Raw genomic sequence first — 19592 nt, forward strand, 5'->3', positions numbered from 1 at the left:
ACTGTGACCCTTCTCTGTAGTCTTGGCCGGGTGAGGCGACTGGAACTGCGGGCGATCGTCACGCCGCTGCCCGCAGGCAGGCTGACCGTGGGAAGGCTGCTGCTGGACACCGGTCTGTGGCTGGTCCTGGTCGCCTCGTTCCTCATCGACGTCGAGGGCCGCGAGCTGACGCTGGTGATCGGCGCCCTCGCCACCGCGCTGATGATCGTCCTGGCCAGACGCCTGCCGCTCGTGGCGCTGGTCGTCTCCGCCGTCGCGGCCGCCGTCGAGTGGCGGTACCTGCCCGCGCTGCTCGCGATGAGCTACCTCGCCGGGCGCAGGCTCTCCACCGGGCGGGCCGCGCTGGCGGTGTTCCCGCTGGTGGTCCTGCTCGGTTCGGTGGTGGTGGTGCTCTCCCGGTCGGCCGACCTGTACAGCTGGGTGCTGCGCGTCGGCGAGTTCGTCGTGTTCGGCGTGTTCCCGTGGCTGATCGGCCGGTACCGGCGTCAGCAGGTGCAGCTGATCAGCGCGGGCTGGGAGCGCGCCGCGCAGCTGGAGGAGCAGCAGCGGATCGTCGCCGAGGAGGCCAGGCTCCGGGAACGCGCCCGCATCGCCCACGACATGCACGACTCCCTCGGTCACCAGCTCAGCCTCGCCGCGCTGATGGCCAGCTCGCTGGAGGTCGCGTCCGACCTCGACGAACGGCACCGCCGGACGGCGACCACGCTGCGTGAGGGGATCGCGGTCGCGACCGCGCAGATGCGCGAGATCATCGACCTGCTGCGCGACGCGGGCGACCCGGTGCCGATGACCCCCAGCGATGAGCGGATCGGTGACCTCGTCGCGCGTGCCGCCGCCGCAGGCGTGGCCGTTGAGCTTGTCGTCGAGGGTGACGCCGAGGACATGGAGCCGATGCGGTACCGGGCCGCGTACCGCACCGTGCAGGAGGCGATCACCAACGCCACCAAGCACGCGCCGGGCGCCGAGGTGACCGTCGTGCTGCGGGCGTTGCCCGACGAGACCCAGGTGGTCGTGACGAACGGGCCGCCGACCGAGCCCGCCCGCACCCCGCCGTCGTCGGGCGGACGCGGTCTCACCGGCCTGCGGGAACGGGTGCGATTGGTCGGCGGCACTCTCCGGGCCGGCGAGCACGAGGGCGGGTTCCAGGTGCTGGTGCGGCTGCCGAGGACGACCGACGCGATCGGCGACGGCTCTGGTTTCGAGGCCGACGACAAGGTGGCCGACGAGTTCGGCCGGGCGAAGCACGGGGTGCGCGTGCGGCTGGCGATGGCGTTCTTGGCGCCGATCGCGCTGGGGGCGCTCGTGCTGGCCGTGCTGATGGGGTTCTACGCGTACGACACGTTCAACTCGGTGCTGCCACCGGATTCGTTCCAGCGCCTTGAGCTGGGCAGCACGCGGTCGCAGGTCGCGGACGTGCTGCCGGACCGCCAGGTGCCGGAACGCGGGTTCGGCCCCGAGCCACCGGCTCCGGAGGGCTCGACGTGCGAGTACTACCGGTCCGCCGCGGGCTTCGTGCCGACGGTGTTCGACGTCTACCGGTTGTGCTTCCGGGAGGATCGCCTGGTGGGCAAGGACGTGCTGGTGCGCACTGGTCAGCAGGCAGAGCAGTGAGGGGGCGCACGTGATCAGGGTTGTGCTGGTCGATGACGAGGCGCTGGTCCGGGCCGGCGTCCGCGCCATCCTGGACAGCGACCCGGAGATCGAGGTGGTGGGGGAGGCGGGCGACGGCCGGACGGCGATCGATGTCGTGCGCGCACACCGCCCGGACGTCGTGCTGATGGACATCCGGATGCCCGCGCTCGACGGCATCGCGGCGACCGGCGAGATCGTGCGCGCGGTCCCGGGCACGGGCGTGCTGATCCTGACGACCTTCTCCGACGACCACTACATCGCAGCGGCGCTGGAACTCGGTGCGAGCGGGTTCTTGCTGAAGACGGGCGACCCCCGCGAACTGCTGGCCGCGGTGCACGCGGTGAAGGCAGGCGGCGCCTACCTGTCGCCGAACGTCGCGAAACGGGTGATCAGTGCGTACGGCACGACCCGCCCCGGTTCCCGCGCGTCGAGGGCGATGGCGGCGAAGAACCGCGTCGAGGGGCTGAGCGACCGCGAGCTGGAGGTGCTGAGCCTCATCGGCGCGGGCCTGTCGAACGCGGAGATCGCCGAGCGGCTGCACGTGGTCGAGGGCACGGTGAAGGCGTACGCGAGCGCGCTGTTCAAGCACCTGGGTGTCCGCAACCGCGTTGAGGTGGCGATCATCGCCCACCACGCTGACCTGGTGGACGAGTCCCCCTGACCCGAGGCGTCACGCGGGGACAGGGCGATCCACCGGACACGTCAAGCCCCGAAACAGCAATGGCCGTGCCGCGGTCCCTGGGGTGGCGGATCGCGGCACGGCTCGGCGTCTCCGCGCACATCACCTGCGCGGAGTGAAGACCTGCTCCTGGGGAGGGAACGGGTCGCCCCCCTGCTCGCGCACCGGATACCGGACGGCGTCCGTCGCCAGCAGCGCGCCCAGCTTGTCGTGTTCGCGGATGCGGCCCACCAGCTTCGTCACCGGGCGGACGAGCAGCAGAACGACCACCGCGGCGACGAGTGCGCCGAGCACGATGCCCACGATCGCGTCGTGCGGGTAGTGCGCGCCGACGAACACTCGCGACGCCGCCGCGGCCAGTGCCACGACCACCGCGACCGTGCCGAGGAGGCGCCACGCCATGAGGATGCCGAGCGCGGCGGCACCCGCGATCACCGAGTGGTTGCTGGGGAACGACCAGTCGCCCGGCGGCGGGCACTCGGCGATCGTCACCACGTCACCGAGCGTGCGGCAGGGCCGTTCTACCTGGTAGAGCACCTTGATCACTTCACTGAGCAGGTACGCGGCCACCATGCCGACCGGCGCCAGGAGCGCGAAGGCCATCGATCGTGCGGGCAGCCGCCGCGCACGCCACCAGCCGAGCAGCATGAAGCCCAACAGCAGCACGATGGCTCCCTCGGTGAAGAGCCCGGCGAACGACTGGAACCACTCCGGCGTGGTCGCCGCGAACCGCACGATGTCGAGGTACCAGGCCGCACTGGCGTCCGGCACGTCCTCGATACCGGTCGGCGCGTTCTCTAGAATCCCCACTGCGTTCACAACCGTCCCTCTGTAGCAACCCGAGCCCGTTGTCACGGGCACGAAAAAAGGTAGGAGAAATGGGGGCGGTCACACATTGCACTAAGGTCAGCACTTCGCCGTCACTTTCGTTCGTGCGGTGACTGACCAAAGTAAAGTCAGCGCATTGCGGCGGGCGCCCGCCTGCGCCGCCGCACCGCGACCACGACGATGACCACCACGGCGAGAGCGGCCAGCACCCAGGTGCCCCGGCCGACCCAGGCCTCCACCCGGCGCGCCGCCTCGCCGGCCATCGCGCCGATGCCGATGTGCAGGGCGCACCATCCCGCCGCCCCGACTGCGACCGCGGGCAGGAACCGGCGGAACGGCAGCCCGGACGCACCGGCCGCGGCCGGCACGAGCGTGCGCAGCACCGGCAGGAAGATCGCCACCAGCACAGCGGGCGCACCGCGTCGTTGCAGCACGTCGGCGGCGTGGTCCCACCCGGAGGCACCGTGTTCGCGCACCAGCGCGGTCTGCCGCAGCCGGGGCCCGTACCGTCGCCCGATCGCGTACCCGACCGCGTCACCCGCGATCGCGCACGCCGTCGTGATCCCCCACATCACCACGAACCGGGTCGGCGTGGTCGCGGTGGTGCCCAGCACCAGCAGTCCGGTCTCGCCCGGTGCGATGAACCCGAGCCCGAGCGTGCACTCGCCGAACACGAGCAACCCGGCCACCAACACCACGGCCGCGGGCGGCAACGCGGCGAGCCAGTCGAGAAAGTCCGCAATCACGGCATTCCCGCCCGAGCCGGACCTGCTGTCATCCACAACGTCATACCGCGAGTTTTGCGATCCGGCAGCCAGGGGACATCTGCGGAACGGCATGAATCGCACTTGCCGAAAGTCGAGTAGATCGGCGGCGGAACACGACCGAAGTCGAATCCGGCGCGAGCGGGAGCGCCGCCGTGCGGCGGTGGCCGCAAGAGCTGCCCATGAGCGACGCGCAGGCGAGAAGCCGGTGAACGCTCGTTCCGGCCGCTGAAGGTCGGTGGGTCTCGCTACCTTCTTCTTCGACCTTCCCCTTCGACGCTCGCGCCCACGCCCGCACGGGCTGAGCCCTTCCGGTGCCCGGAACACCACGAGGCCTGCGCGAGCCCCACCTCGTCACCCACGTCGTATTGCTGATGCAGCAAGTTTTGTTGCCGCTCTTCCCGGCCGGCGGCGACGATTCCCAAGCGACTCACCCGAGTCCGCGAGAACTCCGGAAGGACCAGGAACATGACGACCCAGCGCGGCGAAGCGCCTGACTGCATCAGCCTCGGCGGCACCGCCAGCCTTTTCACCCTGACCGAAAATTCCGGCATCGGTGCGATCACGGGCACGATCGACGGTGCTGCCTACGGGGAGAACACCAGTGAGCTGACCAGCGTCGGCGCGCACAGCTTCGAGTACACGATGTATCACGTCTTTCTCGACAAGGACGGCTCCACCTTGCGCACGCAGGACCGCGCCGTCCTGCGAACGTCCACAGAAGACGGAGCCAGCCTCTTGGAGGTGGAATACACCGTGGTGGAGGGCACGGGGAGATTCACAGGTTACGAAGGCACCTTCCGCAGTCGCGGCTGGCTCAGCACGCCGGAAGGCAAGGACGCGATAGCACAGCATGCGGTTGGCGTTGTCCGCTTTGCGGGCACGATCTGCCGCGCGTAAGAAGCTGCTCGCACCCAGCCGAGGCGAACGCGTCGCGTTGGGCATCAACGCACCCGTCTGCCGCGGCTCGCCGGATCCGGGTCACCCGTGCCCTGGCGTGGCGGCGGATGAGGGTGATGCCGTGGGCGCCGGCACGGCGTTGGTGCGAGCCAGTCGGGGATCCGGCCGATCTTCTTCGTGTCAGGTGGACCACACGCATGCGACACCGGCGAGGTGATCGTCAGCTGGGCCCGTACCGCGCCAGGGTGGCCGCGGAGTACAGGTCGTCCATCCGGGTGAGCGACTCTCGGAGTACAGGCGTTCGTCACAGGTGACGGTGACCGTGGCCCCCGCCGGTACGCCGGCGGCACCGACGGTCACCAGCGCGCCGAGGTGCGCCGGGGCCTGTAAGCCCGACCCGTCGGGGGCGTAGATCAGTTGAGCGGCCTGCGGCTCCTGAAGCGTGATCAACCCCGAGATGGGCAACAGGTAGGAGGTCCAGACGGCGTACTGGATCAACAGGGCGGCCACCCACACCACGACCGGAACCAGTGCCCTGATCCACCACCGCAACCGGGTGACCAACAACCCATGATGATCATCACCAGCCCGGTCAGCACCCCGGGCACGGTGAAGGCAAGCGCTTGCTCCTGGCTCGGCGAGCAGGACGGGTACACGCAGTAGTCCTCGGGACCGAAGTAGTGGATAGTCAGCACCTGGCCGACCAGGATGGCCCAGCAGGCCACCACCGCTCCGCCGATCCCCTGGACGACAGCACCCGCTGGCGTCCCGCGACCGGACCACATCCTGCCAACCGGCAGACCGGCGGCGGCGATGATCGTCATCGAGGTCAGCGCCAGACACCAGGCCCATTGCCGGTCGAGCCCCCACCGTGGTAGATGATCTGCGGAGGGCGCGGATCGACCCGGGGCACCGCGGACTGGAGACCGAGCGATGCGAGGCCGAACACCAGCAGGCCCACCACCGCGATGACTCCCACCAGCACCCCGGCCACGCTGCGCATCTTGGTCACCACGTGATGCCTCCCGGTCGGCTGGACAGCCACCGCGTCACCCCTGGGCGGCCAGCAGTCGTGCGAACAACCTCACCGCAGATGCGCGCTGCGGCCGCGGTGGGCAGTACGTCCGCCTTGGCAGCCTCGCGCAACGCTTCGGTGGTAATCGGGAAGTTGATCCCGCCGACGTCGATGCCGTCGGCCAGCCTGCCGAACGCGGCGACCACGTTGTCCTCCGACCGCCCCGCTCTGTCAGGAACTGCCGCTGGTCGAGCCCCGGATCTCGAAGGCGTCGGCGACACCCTGGAAGTAGTCGGCGACCGGACCGTGGATGGTCTCGCCGAGCGCGTCGAAGTCGACCGGGAAGAAGACCAGGCTGTCGGTCGGCAGACCGAGGGTGAGGCACCGCTCGATCGCCTCGATGCCGTGGATGCGGCCGTTCGCCCGGGTCATCACCTCGGCGGAGCTGTTGAAGCGCTGGTGGATCGGCACCAGCTTGAGACCCGCCGCACGCAGCCCGTCCAGCTCGTCGGCGGTGACGAACTTGCCCGATTGCCCGCCCTACCGCCGGCCCGGGCCAGGTGCCAGGGCCGGCGGCTGGTGCGTGCTCGTGGCCGCCCCGATCAGTGGATGCCGTGGTGCTCGCTGGTCCGCGCCGGGTCCGAGGTGGACTTCCCGCGCACGAACAGCGACGCGATCAGGGCGAGCACGCCGATGCCGGTGGCCACCAGGAACGCCGTGCGCAGGCCGGCGGCGTCGGGGCTGCCGGTCGGGTCGGTGTTGCCGAGGGTGGCGACGGTGACGAAGACGGCCGTGCCGAACGCTCCGGCGACCTGCTGGAGGGTGGAGAGGATGGCGCTGCCGTGGGAGTGGAGGTGGTCGGGCAGCACCCCGAGCGAGTCGGTCATCAGCGGAGTCATCATCAGCCCGAACCCGGCCATGAGCAGGACGTGGATGCCGATGACCGCGGCCAGCGGCGAGTCCGCGCCCAGCGTGGTGAACAGCAGCATCGACATCGCCATGGCCAGCGCGCCCGGGATCACCAGGGGCCGGGCGCCGAACCGGTCGAACAGCGCGCCAACGGGCCGGCCGAGCACGCCGAGGACCAGGCCGCCGGGCAGCACGGCCAGCCCGCTGACGAAGGTGCTGGTGTGCAGGACGGTCTGCAGGTAGAGCGGCAGCAGGATGGCCCCGGCGCCGAGCAGGCACATGAACAGCAGCGCGGTCAGCACCAGGGCCACCACGAAGCTGCGGTGGGTGAACGGGCGCAGGTCCAGCAGGGCCCGGTCCTCGCGCTGCAACCGGGTCTGGCGCCACACGAAGACGGCGAGCGCGAGCACGCCGACCGCGATCGGCAGCCACGGCGGCAGCGCGTGCTCGCCACCGCTGGACTCGCCGGAGGCGGACAGCCCGTAGAGCACGCCGCCGAACCCGATCGCGGACAGCACCACCGAGACCAGATCCAGCGGCACCGACCTGGGGTGGCTGTCCAGGCGCAGCCAGACCGCTCCGATGACCAGCGCGGCCACCGCCAGCGGCAGCACGACCCAGAACATCCAGCGCCAGCCCAGTGACGACAGCACCGCCCCGCCGATGGTGGGGCCGATCGCCGGCGCGACCGCGATCACGATGGTGATCGTGCCCATGGTCGCACCGCGCCGCTGGGGCGGCACCAGGCGCATCACCGAGGTCATCAGCAGCGGCAGCATCACCGCGGTGCCACAGGCCTGCACCACGCGCCCGACCAGCAGGACCCCGAAGCCCGGCGCCAGCCCGCTGATCAACGTGCCCAGGCTGAACAGGGTCAGCGAGGCCAGGAAGACCTGGCGCGGGGTGAACCGTTCGAGCAGGAACCCGGTGGTGGGGATGACCACGGCCATGGTCAGCAGGAACCCGCTGGTCAGCCATTGCACCGTCGTGGTCGAGACCCCGAGGTCGACGGTCAGGTCCCGCAGCGCGACGCTGAGGATCGTCTCGTTGAGGATCATCACGAACGCCGAGACGACCAGGACGCCGATCAGCAGGGTGGCCCGCGGCACCGCGGCTCCCCGTTCGGGGGCCGCGGTGGTGGTACTCGCGGTGTCGATCATGTGGGGTCACACCTCGTGGGATGGGTTCGCTGCGCGTGGCCGTGCCGGCCACCCGAGCACCAGCGTGTCATGGGGAGGCGTCACCGAGTTGGCGTTCTCGACCGCGGCGTTGCGCCACGCGCGGACAACGCCGCGCGGAGCGGCTCGGCGACAGCGCGCCGGCATCATCGCCGAGCGCGGTCCCCACGGTAGGTGGCCGACCACGACCCGTGCCACCCACTTCATGAGCTGTTTCCCGGATTCGGCCCCTGGTCGCGCGGCGCGATCACCACGCGTGCGCGCGCCGTCGCTCAGCGCGCGGAAGACCCGCGCGGGCACTCGCGCGATGCCGAGGACGGTCTGCGCGCCGACGGCGAGCGGTCGGGGTCGAAGTCGCCGTGGCGCGAGCGGTTGAGGTTGACCGCGCACCCGCGGCGACCGGAGATCCGTCGCGGGTGCACCCCGATCACTCGGTCGCGGTCGATGACCACGTCCGCTTCGCAGATGATCCGCCCGAACGTCGACAGGTCGATGAAATTCTCGTGATCCGGGTCGACGATCGTCAGGAAGTTGTCGCTGAAGAACAGGGCTTCGGGGTCGGCCATGCTGTCGTGGCCTACAACGCGCCGTTCCGGTTCGTGATCGACGACTTGGAGGCGTTGCCCGCGGCCGACCGCAATTGCGCCTACCTGCACTTCACCCACCCCGACTGGATCGCCGGACACGCGGCGGGTTGCGCCGCACCGCCGCGACCATGACGCCACGCCGCTCTGGACGGCCAACCAGCTGCCAGCCGCGTCCCCCGTCTGCACGGTCCGGATGCGCGGCGGTGCGGCGTCCGGTGCCGGAAACCGGCACGCGATCAGCGGTCAGCCGGTGTCGTTGCGGCGTTGTTCGCCGGTCAGCAGGAGGTCGATGTCGTCGCGGGCGCGGGCGACGCGGGAGCGGATGGTGCCGACCGGGCAGCCGCAGACCTCCGCCGCCTCGGCGTAGGGCAGACCGAGAACCTGGGTCAGTACCAGGGCTTCCCGGCGTTCCGGGTCGAGCTGGTCCAGGAGCATGTTGAGTTCGACCAGGTCCTCGAACCCGGGCAGGGCGTGGTGTGCGGCGGCCTGACGGCGGTCGGCGGCCTCCGCCCAGTCCACCGCTCGGGTCAGCCGCGGCCGTGACCGAGTGGTGCGGATGTGGTCGATCACCACTCGCCGGGCGATCGACAGCAGCCAGGTTCGTGCGGTGGACCGCCCGGCGAACCGGGTGAGGCTGGGGATCGCCCGCAGGTAGGTCTCCTGGGTGAGGTCGTCGGCGAGACCGATCCCGGCCAGGTGCGCGACCAGCCGCCACACTTCGCGCTGGCTGGCACGAACGAACTGGTCCAGCGCGGGTTTGTCGCCCCGCCTGGCGGCGAGTGCGAGTGCGGTCAACTCATCGATGTCCGGCAGGGACGGCACAGTACGAAAGGGTAACGACGGCTCGCTCTTCGGGACTGGCCCAAAGGAACCATTTGTGTTGCGGGGCCGACAAAGGCACGTGTGGGCTGCTTGACCTGTCGCGCAGGGCTCGCCGCTCGCGCGTCGGGCGAGCGGACGAAGCAAGTGCGTCAACCGTCAGCCGGCGTGCTGATCGGCGGCCAGGTCGTCGTTCCCGGGGCCCCCGTCGCGGGCGGGTGCCTGGGGCGCGCGGCGCAGCCGGTGCACCACGGCCACCAGGACGAGGGTCAGCACCAGCAGCCCGGTCCAGATGATCCACCGGTCGGGCCACGGTTCAGCCGAGTGGCCGTGGCCGGTCCGCCCGCCGTCAGCGCCGGAGATGATGACGGCCAACAGGCCGGCGATCGTCGCCACGACCGCCAGCCGCCCCGCCAGCCGCGCGGTCAGCGGCAGCGGGCGCGACTCCCGGCGGGGGCCGCGCAGCCTGAGTCGCTCACTGGGGCGGGCCGGTGCCAGCAGCCGGAGCAGCAGAAGCGCGGCCAGGGGCATTTGCAGCGCCCACACCAGGGTGCGGAAGGAACCGTCGAACCAGACGTTCGTGCCGTACAGCAGGGTGTGCCACGCGCTGAGGACGTAGACGATGATGACGAACCGGTGCAGGGCACGCCACAACCGGGAACCGGTGGTCTGGCGCAGGTAGAAGGCGAGTCCCAGGACGATCGCCAGGTAGAAGGCGATCAGGCCCAGGAAGATGGCGATCCGGCCCGTTCCCGTGGGGTAGCCCCCGGGGACGAACACCTTGACCAGGGTGTCCCGCACCAGCTCACCCGTTGCCTGGTTGTCGAAGTTCGTCTGGAGTTCCGCGGCGAAGAACGAGACCATGTGCAGGAATATCAGCCCGATCGTGGTCAGGCTCGTCGTCCGGTGCCACTTCTCCACCCGCGCCGCCGACAGCCACCTCCACGGCGGACGCGTGCCCGATCTGAGCAGGCCGAAGACGACCGTGACGTACGCCCACAGCAGCGCCGACCAGCCGAAGGCCTGGCACAGCCAGTACCACCAGTACTCGGACGCGTCGTCGAAGGGGGGCATGATCTCGATGCTGGGCGACGTGCCGTTCTCGATCCGGACGTACAACCACCAGAAGATGAGGCCGGTGATCACCAGTGCCAGACTGGCGTCGGGCACGGCGGCACGAGCGTCTGCCCCCAACCCGCGCCAGTCAAAACGCCGCGCGCTCGCTCGCCTTCCCGGGAAGGGCGCGGATGATCCCGTGACGTCAGCCATCGGAGCCCACCGTTCTCTGCGTGACTTCGTGGTGTCAGAGTGGCTGGTCGTTTCCGGCCGGCGCAAAGTTCCCGAGATCGCGCCGGGGCGGGAACTTTTCCGCTCGGCCGCCCGACCAGCGGGGCATGGCGACCTACGGACCCGAGACCTATGGCGAGCTGAACGCCGACGTCTACGACGAGTGGCACGACATCGACCCCACGGACGCGGTGCGGTGCCTGGCCGAACTGCTCGGGGAAGGGCCGACGGGGCCGGTGCTCGAACTGGCGGTGGGCACCGGCAGGGTGACGATCCCGCTCGCCCAGTTGGGCATCGACGTGCGGGGCATCGACGCGTCGGAGGCGATGGTGGCACGCATGCGCGCCAAACCCGGCGGCGACCGGATCCCGGTCACCATCGGCGACATGGCCGACGTCGAACCGGGCACCGACGACCTGTTCGCGATGGTGTTCGTCGTGTTCTCCACGTTCTTCTTCCTGATGACCCAGGAGGACCAGGTGCGCTGCTTCGCGGGTGTCGCGGAGCGACTCGTGCCCGGCGGCCGGTTCGTGCTTGAGTGCCCGATGCCGGACGTGGCCCGCTACCAACGCCACCAGACCGTGGAGACCCACCAGGTCGGCCTCGACCGGGTACGGCTGCTGGCCGTCCGCCACGACCCCGTCGAGCAGCGCTTCGACGGCCACCACGTGCTGATCACCAACAACGGCATCAGGTTGGCGCCGGCGTCCATGCGCTACGCCTGGCCGAGCGAACTCGATCTGATGGCGCGGCTGGCCGGGCTCGAACGCCGCCACCGGTGGGGCGGCTGGCGCCGGGAACCGTTCCGCGCGGAGGGCAACTACGTCACCGTCTACGAGAAGCCCGCCTGACCGCCAGGACCAGCGGTGGGACCAGCGCACACTGCGCGGCGACGGTCAGCCAGAACCCCGGCAGCACGTCGGCCCGCTCGAACAGCCCGTACACGGTCCCGCCGAGCACCCCGCTGAGCAACGATCCGACGCCGGCGGCCAGTCGTTGCTGGCCGAAGGTCACCGTGGCCGACCGCGCCGACCCCGCCAGTGCCTGCAGGTCGTTCTTGAGGAACAGCACCGCCGTGCCGACGCTCATCGCCGCCACGCCGACCGCGATCGTGGCCGGCCGGCCACCGGCGAAGGCCGCCATGCCCAACGCCATGCAGGCGAAGCCGACCGACATCGCCAGCGGGTAGCGGATCCGGCCGACCCGGTGCGCCACCAAAGGCTGGAGCACGGCCAGACCGAGCGAGTACCCCATCATGATCACGCCGTAGGCGGCGGTGGGCAGCCGGCCCTGCGAGAACACCGACAGGTACTGGTAGAACTGCATGTACAGGTAGTGGGTGAGCACGGTGACCACGAACGGCAGCACGGCCAGGCCGCGCAGCACCCGCCAGAACGGCTCGGCGCCGGGCCCGGCACCAGGTTCGTCCGAGAAGGACCGCTCCGGGCGCAGGAAGAAGTGACCGACCGCCAGCACGGCGTAGAGCACCGTGGTCCCGGCAAACAACCGGTTCGGCTCGTGGAGGAACAACGCCCCGACCACCGGTCCGCACGCGATGCCGAGGTTGCTGGCGGCGTTGCCGGCGGCCACCAGCCTCGGCCGCTGCGCAGCGGTCGCCGAGTGCGTCAGACAGCCGCGGTACGCGGGTGCGTAGAGCGCTCCCGCGCCACAGCTCAGGAACAGGGCGAGCACCGTCAGACCCGGGATGCCCGCCCCACCCAGGTAGGTCACCGCACCCAGGCAGTACACGAACGTGGCGAGCAGCAGCGCCCGTGCCAACCCGACCCGTTCGGCGAACGCTGCGGTGAACGGCGCGCCGGCGAACTGCACCAACGTCGCCGCCCCGAGGACGACGCCGACCTCCGCCATCCCGACGCCCAGCCGATCACGCAGCAGGACGGCCAGATACGGGTAGACCGCGAAGGTACCGGTGTTGACCGCGCACCCGCACAGGAGCAGTGCGAGCTGGGAGCCGGTGAGGGTGTCCTCCCGGGCGCGGCCGGCGCTCACCAGGTCACGGGAAGCCGGTCCAGGCCGCGCACCATGCGGCCGCGCCGCCAGGACAGCTCCTCGTCCGCCAGCCGCAGGCCCGGGAACCGCCGCAGCACCGTGCCGATGGCGACCCGCAGTTCCGCCTTGGCGAGCTGTGCGGCGACGCAGTAGTGCGGGCCGAACCCGAAGGCGACGTGGGGGTTGGGTTTGCGGGTGAGGTCCAGCCGGTCCGGGTCGGTGAAGACGCGCTCGTCGCGGTTGGCCGCGTCGAGCTGGACCAGCACCGCGTCACCGGCCCGGACGAGGACGCCGCCCAGTTCGACGTCTTCCCGTGCGATGCGGGTGAACCCGGCCGAGGTGACCGTCGGGGTGAAGCGCAGCAGTTCGTCCACGGCCCGGTCGAGCAGGCCGGGGTCGGCCCGCAGCGCGGCGAGTTGGTCGGGGTGGGTGAGCAGGGTGTAGGTGAAGTTGCCGATGTGGTTCGAGGTGGTCTCCAGGCCGGCGTAGAGCAGGGTCACGCCGAGGACGACCACCTCGTTCTCGCTGAGCCTGCCCTCGGTGTCCCTGGCCGCGACGAGCGCGCCGAGCAGGTCGTCGCTCGGCTTCTCGCGGCGTGCGGTGACCAGCCCCGCGATGTAGTCCTTCAGCTCGTTGAACGCGCGGTGGATCTCCTCGGGAGGGAACGCGGTGGTGGCCAGGGCCACGTCGATCCAGCTGGTGAACTGGTCGCGGTCGCCGGGCGGGACACCGAGCAGGTGGCAGATCACCGCGATCGGCAGCGGTACGGCCAGGCCCGCGACGAGATCGGCGGGTGGGCCGGTCTGCTCGACGCGGTCGAGCAGACCGTTGGTGACGTGTTGGGCGTGGTCGGTGAGGCGGTCGATCTGTTTCGGGCTGAACGCGGCGGCGACCAGGCCGCGCAGTCGGTTGTGCTCGGGCGGGTCCATCGTGTGCAGGGTCGGATCGGTAAGGCGTCGGGGCGAGGTGCGCGGCACGTCCCGGTCCAGCAACGCGGCCCGGGAGAACCGGGGATCGGTCAACACCACGCGCACGTCCTCGTGCCGGACCGCCAGCCACGCCTGGCCGCCGTACGGGAGGCTGATCCGGCTCACCGGCTCGTGGTCCCGCAACTCGGCGTACTCCGGTTCGAGCGCGAGCCCCACCGGTTCACGAAACGGGTAGCCGCGGGCGGTCTCGGCGGGTCTCATCACGGATTCCCTACGTCAGGAGGTGGTCGGTCCTCAGTCGGTAGTCGTCCTGCCGGGTGGGAAAGTTCCCCGAACCGTCGGCCTGACGGGAACTCTCGTGACGTCCGCGCCGACTACCAACCCCACAACGGTTCTGACCACAGGACACGAACGAGTGGGGGCGGCATGGCGTGGTACGAGGACGAGGACCTGTGGGTCGACTTCGCGTGCGTGATGTTCCCGGAGCGCCGGGAACGGGAGGCGGCCGAGTTGGTGGCGACCTCGCCACTGCTGAAGGTGGCGGCCGGGACGCGGGTCCTGGACCTCGCGTGTGGGCCGGGAGTGCACGTCGTGCCGCTGGCCCGCCACGGCGCGACCGTCACCGGCGTCGACCTCAGCGAGGCGATGCTGACCCGCGCCAGAACGGCGTGCGCGCGGGCCGGGGTGTCCGCCCGGCTGGAACGTGCGGACATGCGGTCCTACGTCGAGCCGGGCGCGTACGACCTGGTGATCAACATGTACACGTCGTTCGGCTATTTCACCGAGCCCGGCGACAACCACCGCGTCCTGCGCAACGCCTGCGAGAGCCTGGCACCCGGCGGGGCACTGCTGGTCGACGTGCTCGGCAAGGAGGTCCTCGCGTCGTGGGTCGGGCGCCCGCAGGCGGTGGACGTCGATCCGGAACTCGGCGGTGGCACGGTGTTCATGCGCGACACCGTTCTCGATGACTGGACCCGACTGCGCACCGACTGGACCCTGGTGCGCGGGGACACCGTCCGGGAGGCGTCGATCACGTGCGTGCTCTACAGCGCGGCCGAGTTGCGCGCGTTGTTCGAGCAGGCGGGGTTCACCGACGTCGAGTGCTTCGGCGGGTTCGACGCCAGCCCGTACGACAACCACGCACGCCGGCTGATCGTGCGAGGCGTTCGTGGGTGAACGGCTGGAGATCCACGAGCACATCACCGACGCGATCAGGACACCCGCGCTCGTCCGCCTGACCGCCAACACCGTGCTGATCCGATTCGAGACCCTCAAGGTCTACGCCGCTCTCGGCGCCGTGCGCCACCTGCTCGACACCGAGCAGATACACAGTGGACAAACGCTGGTCGACTCGTCGAGCGGCATCTACGCCCTCGCCCTGGCCATGGCCTGTCACCGCTACGGGCTGCGCTGCCACATCGTCGCCTCCACCACCGTCGACACCACCATCCGCGCGCAGTTGGAGATCCTCGGCGCCACCGTCGACCAGATGCCCCCGTCCGATGACCTGCGGCTCGACCAGCAACGCCGCGTCGCCCTGGTCCGCGAGTTGCTCGCCCGCCACCCGGACATGCACTGGATGCGCCAGTACCACGACCCGATCCACTACCTGGGCTACACCGAACTCGCCGGCCTGCTGCGCCAGACGCTGCCGGCCGGGCCGCTGACCGTCGTCGGCAGCGTCGGCACCGGCTCGTCCACCGGCGGTCTGGTCCGCGCCCTCCGCGAGCACGACCCCGACGTGCGCCTGGTCGGCGTGCAACCCTTCGGCAGCGTCACGTTCGGCAGCGAGCACCTACCCGATCCCGACGCCATCATCGCCGGCATCGGCAGCGCGATCCCGTTCGACAACGTCCACCACGACCTCTACGACCAGGTCCACTGGGTCAACTTCACCCACGCCATGGCCGCGACCATCGCCCTGATGCGTGACCACGCCGTGTTCGCCGGCCTGTCCACCGGCGCCGCCCATCTCGTGGCCCGCTGGGAAACCCGGTACTCGCCACACCGCACCCACCTCGTGATCGGCGCCGACACCGGACATCGTTACACCACAAGGGTGTTCGCCCGCCACCGCGAGGCGCTCGACCCCACCGGCCTCGCCCCGGTGGAGATCGACTGCCTCGACGACCTCGCGCCCCCGTGGTCCACAATGGCCTGGAGCCGACGGCGGTTCGACGAGGTCGCCCTGCTTCCCGTGCCGGTACGGCGAAAGGACCGCGTCCCATGACCACCGGAGGCACGATCGTGCTGCTGGAAGCCCTCACCTTCGGCCTCGGCAGACTGGTCGACGCCGCCACCGAGGCCGGCTACCGTCTCTGCCTGCTCACCGGTGACCGCGCCATCTACGCCCACGAACTGTCCCGGCTCGCCCCCGAGAAACTCGACGTCATCGACATCGACACCACCGACATCCCCGCATGCGAGGCCGCGCTACGCGGCCTGCCCGACCTGGTCGGTCTCATCAACTCCACCGACACCTGGGCGATCCCCGGCGCCGAACTGGCCGCCCGGCTCGGCCTGCCGGGCCCGGACCCCGCCACGGTCCGCGTTCTGCGGGACAAGGGAGAAGTCCGCGCCCGGCTGCACCAGCACGGGCTGAGTCGCAGCACAGCGGTCCCCGTCGACGTCGTCCACGAACTGCCCCTGCCGGTGATCATCAAGGATTCCGCCGGCACCTCCTCCCGCGCCGTCTGGCTCGCCCGCACGCCCGACGAGATCGACACCGCCCTTCACGAAGCGGAAACCACCCCGCTCACCGGACACCTGATCGCCGAGCCCTACTTCGCCGGCCCGCTCTACAGCGCCGAGACGATCACCTGGCAGGGCCGCACCCGGCTGCTCGGCGTGGTCAGCCGCCAACTCTCCCCGGAACCCCGGCGCCGCGAGGAGGCCGCCGCGTTCCCGGTCACCCTTTCCGCGACCGAACACGCCGATCTCGCTCGGTGGATCGCGCGCGTCCTCGACACCCTCGGGCACCAGGGCTTCGCCCACACCGAGTTCATCCACACCACCAGCGGCCCCGAAGTCGTCGAAGTCAACCCCAGAATCGGTGGCGCACTCGTCGGCGAAGCTCTCTGCCGAGCCCTGAACACCAACGTGTACACCGCCATGATCGCCGCGGCCGTCGGCCGGGAACCCGAGTTGCTCACCCAACCCCTGCGCCCCGGACCCGGAATCGCGTTCGTCCTGTGCTACCCCACCCGACCGGGCACGCTGACCGGCTGGACCGGACTCGACCGCCTGGAAGACTTCCCCGGCACACCCGACTGGTATCCCACCGCCCGTCCCGGCGATCCCATCCACCACATCGACGACCAACGCGGCTGCACCGGAATCGTCCTCGCCGAAGGCGCCACCGCGGAGACAGCCCTCCACCGCGCACTCGCCGCCGCCGGTGCGATCACCCCGATCACCGAACCACAAGAACAAACCCCAAGGAGGGAACCAACGATCGACGCCACACCTGCCTGACGACCGCCCGCGGTGATCTGGTCCACGACTGACAGCTGGTTTCCGGAGCAGAATGAGGTCGACCAGTAGTCGTAGTGCGTGACTCACGCGCCAGGGGCGGCTGATCACTGCTGTTCACTGGCCCAGGTGCGGGAGTAGCGTGATTCCCGGAACCTGCGGTACCACTCGCTCCACCGCGCACTTGTGGCGCGGTGCGTAGGGGGATGCGCTGGTGACGAAACCTGCGCGAAGTACTGGGCTTTGCGGTAGTCGCCGTTGTCGGGGACGATGCCGCGGATGCGGGTGATGCCTGGGCGCCACGAAGGACCTGGCGTGGCAGGTGATGCCCATGGCGGGGTGGCCTTCCCATCACGCCCGGGCCCCGAAGTAGGCCAGCCGGAAAACCAACCAGGTCAAACACCAGCGCGCCTGCAGTGTCCGTGCACAACCCTGTCGCCATGCTCGGTGATCTACCTCTGACCGAGCTTCTGATGGCCCAGCACGCCGTGCTGTTGGCCACGTCTCCAACGGCATTGCGAGATGTGGCCTCGATCAGGACTTTCGGGTAGTCAGCGGAAGAGTAGCGGTGAGCCGCGCCCCGTGATCATGGCCGAGTGCGTGGAGAGTACCGTGGTGGGCGGTGGCGATGTGGCGGGCGATGGCTAAGCCCAAGCCAGTGCCGCCGCTGTTCCTGGTGCGGTCATCCGCCAGACGGGTAAAGCGACCGAAGATACGTTCACGGTCCTTTGCGGGGTTGCCGGGACCGTCATCGATTACCTCTATGGCCGCCTTTCGCCCCATCGTCGTCAGGTGGGACAGTGATCGACGAGTTCGCGTAGCGTTCGGCGTTGCCCAAGAGGTTGGCCAGCATCCGCGCCAGCAGTGTGCGACTGCCCGTGACGGTTACCGGTTCGGCGGCGACTGTAACAGTGATTGTGAGGGCGGAGGGGCGGTGGCGGTCAGTCTCCTCCCACACAAGCGTGACCAGATCGACGGATTCGGTCGGCATGGAAGTGCTGTCCTTGGTGGAGAGCGACACTCGTCGGGTGAGGTCTTGCTCAGAAATTCTGGTGACCTCCTGCCGGATTTCCTCTACTGGTCGAAGCACGCGTCCGGTCGCGTACCAGACAGCCGCGCCCACCATGCCGATCAACATCAGTGCCGCGCTGAGAAGTATCAAAAGCTGATGATTGAGTTCCTGTTGGGATTCGGCGAAGGCTATATGCGAGTCGAGGAGGTCGCTAATCGTTCGATTTTGGTGATCTTTCGATCCTAATACAGTTTGTGCAAGATGGCCTCTAACTGAATTCGGGTCCGTGAATGGCCACAAGGATAGGTGGGGAACCATGGAGATAGTGGTGACCGACGCCTGAGCGTAAAGAATGCGGTTATCCCAGTCCAATACGCGCATCTCAAGTGGAACTAACTGGTCAGTTGTGATCTCTTCCGGAGATGACTTGCAAATGTCGCTAAGCGTATCCCTTGTGTTGTCGCGGAGCGCGGGGATTTGCGGCAGGCCGAGTGTCGTGAAACAGAGATTGATGGCCGATGTGTTCGCACTAGCTCGCTCAGCCTCTTGGCGCATCAGCACGGCGCCGACGCCTACGGCAGTAAACAAGGGGACGGCGAACACCGCGGTGGCGGCAAGTGTGATCGTGAGGCGTAACGAGCGAGGTCGACGTGACCAGATCACGGCGTCGCTCCTGAACGACTCTCCAGTCGATAACCGATTCCACGTACTGTGGTGATGCTGCGGCGGTCAAACGGCGCGTCGATCTTGCGGCGCAGCGCGCTGATGTACACCTCAACAAGGTTAGGATCCGGATCCTGGGCGGTGTCCCAGACTCCGTTGATGATCTAGATTCTGGTGACGACCTGGTCGACGTGGTGGGGCAGGAATTCCAGCACAGCGAACTCCTTTGCGGTCAGCGCGATGGGCGTGCCGTTGCGCTGGCAGGTGCGGCTGGCTGGATCCAGTTGAAGGTCACCGCCCGTAGTACGGATGGCCGTGCTGCGGCGCCTCGGCGTGCCAGGGCTCGAAGCCTGGCCACCAGTATCAGGTAGGAAAAGGGTTTGGTCAGGTAGTCGTCGGCGCCTGTATCCAGCCCTTCGGCCTCATCGAGTTCACCGCCCTTCGCGGTGAGCATCAGGATGGGCGTGTCCACGTTGGCGTTACGTAGTTCGGCGCAGACTCGGTAGCCGTTCAGACCAGGCAGCATGATGTCCAGCACGATCACGTCATATGCGTGTTCTGTGGCCCACCATAACCCCTCGCGGCCGTCTCGTGCGACATCGACCGCGAATCCCTCCGCCGTCAATCCTCGAACGAGGAGCGCAACGAGCCGACGGTCATCCTCCAGCACGAGCACTCGCATGCTCACATCATGCCGGAGTCAGGTCCGTCAAGGCTGAAGTTCTGTTCAGGTTTCTTCAGGTTCTCTTCAGTATGTTCGTGCAATGCTCAACTCAGCGTTCTCCGGATGTGAAAACAGGAGATACGTGATCCCGAAAAGTAGGTTACTCGTAGTGCACTGCCGTGGCGTGACAGCTGTAACGACGCGAGGTGCTGTAATCGATGCTCTGCGATAGCAGTGCACATGTG

The 19592-nt window shown here is 69.1% G+C and carries 21 protein-coding genes and 2 pseudogenes; 8 read left to right on the forward strand and 15 right to left on the reverse strand.

Annotated features, from left to right (window positions below; all coding sequences use genetic code 11):
• Positions 1 to 30 precede the first annotated feature (30 nt).
• Together LX83_RS19940 and LX83_RS19945 are read left to right on the forward strand one after the other, a co-directional pair.
• Positions 31 to 1611, forward strand: coding sequence for a sensor histidine kinase (locus tag LX83_RS19940; RefSeq protein WP_253773604.1), 1581 nt, complete (start codon positions 31 to 33; stop codon positions 1609 to 1611).
• A 10-nt stretch (positions 1612 to 1621) separates the two neighbouring features.
• Complete coding sequence (locus LX83_RS19945; RefSeq protein WP_253773606.1) at positions 1622 to 2293, forward strand: response regulator; 672 nt, start codon at positions 1622 to 1624, stop codon at positions 2291 to 2293.
• A gap of 120 nt (positions 2294 to 2413) precedes the next feature.
• On the opposite strand, the gene LX83_RS38445 is transcribed toward LX83_RS19945, so the two are convergent.
• Together LX83_RS38445 and LX83_RS19955 are read right to left on the reverse strand one after the other, a co-directional pair.
• Positions 2414 to 3172: a phosphatase PAP2 family protein gene (locus LX83_RS38445; RefSeq protein ID WP_253773608.1), complete on the reverse strand. Its 759-nt coding sequence runs from the start codon at positions 3170 to 3172 to the stop codon at positions 2414 to 2416.
• Positions 3173 to 3267: 95 nt separating this feature from the next.
• Complete coding sequence (locus LX83_RS19955; RefSeq protein WP_253773610.1) at positions 3268 to 3885, reverse strand: DedA family protein; 618 nt, start codon at positions 3883 to 3885, stop codon at positions 3268 to 3270.
• A gap of 486 nt (positions 3886 to 4371) precedes the next feature.
• On the opposite strand from LX83_RS19955, the gene LX83_RS19960 reads away from it, so the two are divergent.
• A complete protein-coding gene (locus LX83_RS19960) occupies positions 4372 to 4803 on the forward strand; it encodes a hypothetical protein (RefSeq protein WP_253773612.1) in 432 nt (143 codons plus the stop codon).
• Positions 4804 to 4983: 180 nt separating this feature from the next.
• Here the strand turns inward: LX83_RS19960 and LX83_RS19965 are convergent, their stop codons facing one another.
• The 6 genes and pseudogenes from LX83_RS19965 to LX83_RS19990 all read right to left on the reverse strand — a co-directional run bounded on the left by LX83_RS19965 (position 4984) and on the right by LX83_RS19990 (position 8471).
• Entirely contained in the window at positions 4984 to 5367 is a 384-nt protein-coding gene (locus LX83_RS19965) for a hypothetical protein (RefSeq protein ID WP_253773614.1), read from the reverse strand.
• Between the two features lie 265 nt (positions 5368 to 5632).
• Positions 5633 to 5818, reverse strand: a complete 186-nt coding sequence (locus LX83_RS19970) for a hypothetical protein (RefSeq protein ID WP_253773616.1) — start codon at positions 5816 to 5818, stop codon at positions 5633 to 5635.
• Complete coding sequence (locus LX83_RS19975; protein WP_253773618.1) at positions 5812 to 6024, reverse strand: hypothetical protein; 213 nt, start codon at positions 6022 to 6024, stop codon at positions 5812 to 5814. The genes LX83_RS19970 and LX83_RS19975 overlap by 7 nt, the downstream gene beginning before the upstream one ends.
• A gap of 25 nt (positions 6025 to 6049) precedes the next feature.
• A pseudogene (locus LX83_RS19980) lies at positions 6050 to 6334 on the reverse strand (glycoside hydrolase domain-containing protein); the annotation flags it as partial.
• A gap of 86 nt (positions 6335 to 6420) precedes the next feature.
• The gene (locus tag LX83_RS19985; protein ID WP_253773622.1) at positions 6421 to 7887 is read right to left on the reverse strand and encodes an MDR family MFS transporter; all 1467 of its coding nucleotides are present in this window, start codon (positions 7885 to 7887) and stop codon (positions 6421 to 6423) included.
• 290 nt (positions 7888 to 8177) lie between these two features.
• Complete coding sequence (locus LX83_RS19990; RefSeq protein ID WP_253773624.1) at positions 8178 to 8471, reverse strand: hypothetical protein; 294 nt, start codon at positions 8469 to 8471, stop codon at positions 8178 to 8180.
• Between the two features lie 6 nt (positions 8472 to 8477).
• Between LX83_RS19990 and LX83_RS19995 the strand changes: the two genes are divergently transcribed.
• Positions 8478 to 8624 (forward strand): hypothetical protein, encoded by a 147-nt coding sequence (locus LX83_RS19995; RefSeq protein ID WP_253773626.1) that lies wholly within the window; start codon positions 8478 to 8480, stop codon positions 8622 to 8624.
• 111 nt (positions 8625 to 8735) lie between these two features.
• Here LX83_RS19995 and sigC read toward each other — a convergent pair whose 3' ends face one another.
• Positions 8736 to 9314 (reverse strand): RNA polymerase sigma factor SigC, encoded by a 579-nt coding sequence (gene sigC, locus LX83_RS20000; RefSeq protein WP_253773628.1) that lies wholly within the window; start codon positions 9312 to 9314, stop codon positions 8736 to 8738.
• Positions 9315 to 9470: 156 nt separating this feature from the next.
• On the reverse strand, positions 9471 to 10481 hold the full coding sequence (locus LX83_RS20005) for a ferric reductase-like transmembrane domain-containing protein (RefSeq protein WP_253773630.1): 1011 nt from the start codon (positions 10479 to 10481) through the stop codon (positions 9471 to 9473).
• A 224-nt stretch (positions 10482 to 10705) separates the two neighbouring features.
• Between LX83_RS20005 and LX83_RS20010 the strand changes: the two genes are divergently transcribed.
• Positions 10706 to 11449: a class I SAM-dependent DNA methyltransferase gene (locus LX83_RS20010; protein WP_253773632.1), complete on the forward strand. Its 744-nt coding sequence runs from the start codon at positions 10706 to 10708 to the stop codon at positions 11447 to 11449.
• Here the strand turns inward: LX83_RS20010 and LX83_RS20015 are convergent.
• Both LX83_RS20015 and LX83_RS20020 read right to left on the reverse strand, forming a co-directional pair.
• On the reverse strand, positions 11424 to 12608 hold the full coding sequence (locus tag LX83_RS20015) for an MFS transporter (RefSeq protein WP_253773634.1): 1185 nt from the start codon (positions 12606 to 12608) through the stop codon (positions 11424 to 11426). The genes LX83_RS20010 and LX83_RS20015 overlap by 26 nt on opposite strands.
• On the reverse strand, positions 12605 to 13798 hold the full coding sequence (locus tag LX83_RS20020; RefSeq protein WP_253773636.1) for a cytochrome P450: 1194 nt from the start codon (positions 13796 to 13798) through the stop codon (positions 12605 to 12607). Before LX83_RS20020 ends, LX83_RS20015 begins: the two co-directional genes overlap by 4 nt.
• Positions 13799 to 13963: 165 nt before the next feature.
• Between LX83_RS20020 and LX83_RS20025 the strand changes: the two genes are divergently transcribed.
• Genes LX83_RS20025 through LX83_RS20035 form a run of 3 tightly spaced genes read left to right on the forward strand, consistent with a single transcriptional unit; the run spans position 13964 to position 17011 of the window.
• Positions 13964 to 14713, forward strand: coding sequence for a class I SAM-dependent methyltransferase (locus LX83_RS20025; RefSeq protein WP_253773639.1), 750 nt, complete (start codon positions 13964 to 13966; stop codon positions 14711 to 14713).
• On the forward strand, positions 14706 to 15767 hold the full coding sequence (locus tag LX83_RS20030; RefSeq protein WP_253773641.1) for a pyridoxal-phosphate dependent enzyme: 1062 nt from the start codon (positions 14706 to 14708) through the stop codon (positions 15765 to 15767). The genes LX83_RS20025 and LX83_RS20030 overlap by 8 nt, the downstream gene beginning before the upstream one ends.
• Entirely contained in the window at positions 15764 to 17011 is a 1248-nt protein-coding gene (locus LX83_RS20035; protein WP_253773643.1) for an ATP-grasp domain-containing protein, read from the forward strand. Before LX83_RS20030 ends, LX83_RS20035 begins: the two co-directional genes overlap by 4 nt.
• Positions 17012 to 17542: 531 nt before the next feature.
• Here the strand turns inward: LX83_RS20035 and LX83_RS38730 are convergent.
• The 3 genes and pseudogenes from LX83_RS38730 to LX83_RS20045 all read right to left on the reverse strand — a co-directional run bounded on the left by LX83_RS38730 (position 17543) and on the right by LX83_RS20045 (position 19365).
• Positions 17543 to 17791 (reverse strand): ATP-binding protein, encoded by a 249-nt coding sequence (locus LX83_RS38730; RefSeq protein WP_407649626.1) that lies wholly within the window; start codon positions 17789 to 17791, stop codon positions 17543 to 17545.
• Complete coding sequence (locus LX83_RS20040; RefSeq protein WP_253773645.1) at positions 17757 to 18683, reverse strand: histidine kinase; 927 nt, start codon at positions 18681 to 18683, stop codon at positions 17757 to 17759. Before LX83_RS20040 ends, LX83_RS38730 begins: the two co-directional genes overlap by 35 nt.
• Positions 18680 to 19365: pseudogene (locus LX83_RS20045) on the reverse strand (response regulator transcription factor). Before LX83_RS20045 ends, LX83_RS20040 begins: the two are co-directional and overlap by 4 nt.
• Between the last annotated feature and the right edge of the window lie 227 nt (positions 19366 to 19592).

The sequence above is a fragment of the Goodfellowiella coeruleoviolacea genome, from assembly GCF_024171785.1.
Lineage (GTDB): Bacteria > Actinomycetota > Actinomycetes > Mycobacteriales > Pseudonocardiaceae > Goodfellowiella > Goodfellowiella coeruleoviolacea.

Excerpts from the sequence above, each read along its gene's own strand:
- LX83_RS20025 (WP_253773639.1), top strand. The coding sequence starts at position 13,964 with ATGGCGTGGTACGAGGACGAGGACCTGTGGGTCGACTTCGCGTGCGTG.
- LX83_RS20010 (WP_253773632.1), top strand. The coding sequence starts at position 10,706 with ATGGCGACCTACGGACCCGAGACCTATGGCGAGCTGAACGCCGACGTC.
- LX83_RS19990 (WP_253773624.1), bottom strand. The coding sequence starts at position 8,471 with ATGGCCGACCCCGAAGCCCTGTTCTTCAGCGACAACTTCCTGACGATC.
- LX83_RS20020 (WP_253773636.1), bottom strand. The coding sequence starts at position 13,798 with ATGAGACCCGCCGAGACCGCCCGCGGCTACCCGTTTCGTGAACCGGTG.
- LX83_RS19960 (WP_253773612.1), top strand. The coding sequence starts at position 4,372 with ATGACGACCCAGCGCGGCGAAGCGCCTGACTGCATCAGCCTCGGCGGC.
- LX83_RS38730 (WP_407649626.1), bottom strand. The coding sequence starts at position 17,791 with ATGGGGCGAAAGGCGGCCATAGAGGTAATCGATGACGGTCCCGGCAAC.
- LX83_RS19985 (WP_253773622.1), bottom strand. The coding sequence starts at position 7,887 with ATGATCGACACCGCGAGTACCACCACCGCGGCCCCCGAACGGGGAGCC.
- LX83_RS20035 (WP_253773643.1), top strand. The coding sequence starts at position 15,764 with ATGACCACCGGAGGCACGATCGTGCTGCTGGAAGCCCTCACCTTCGGC.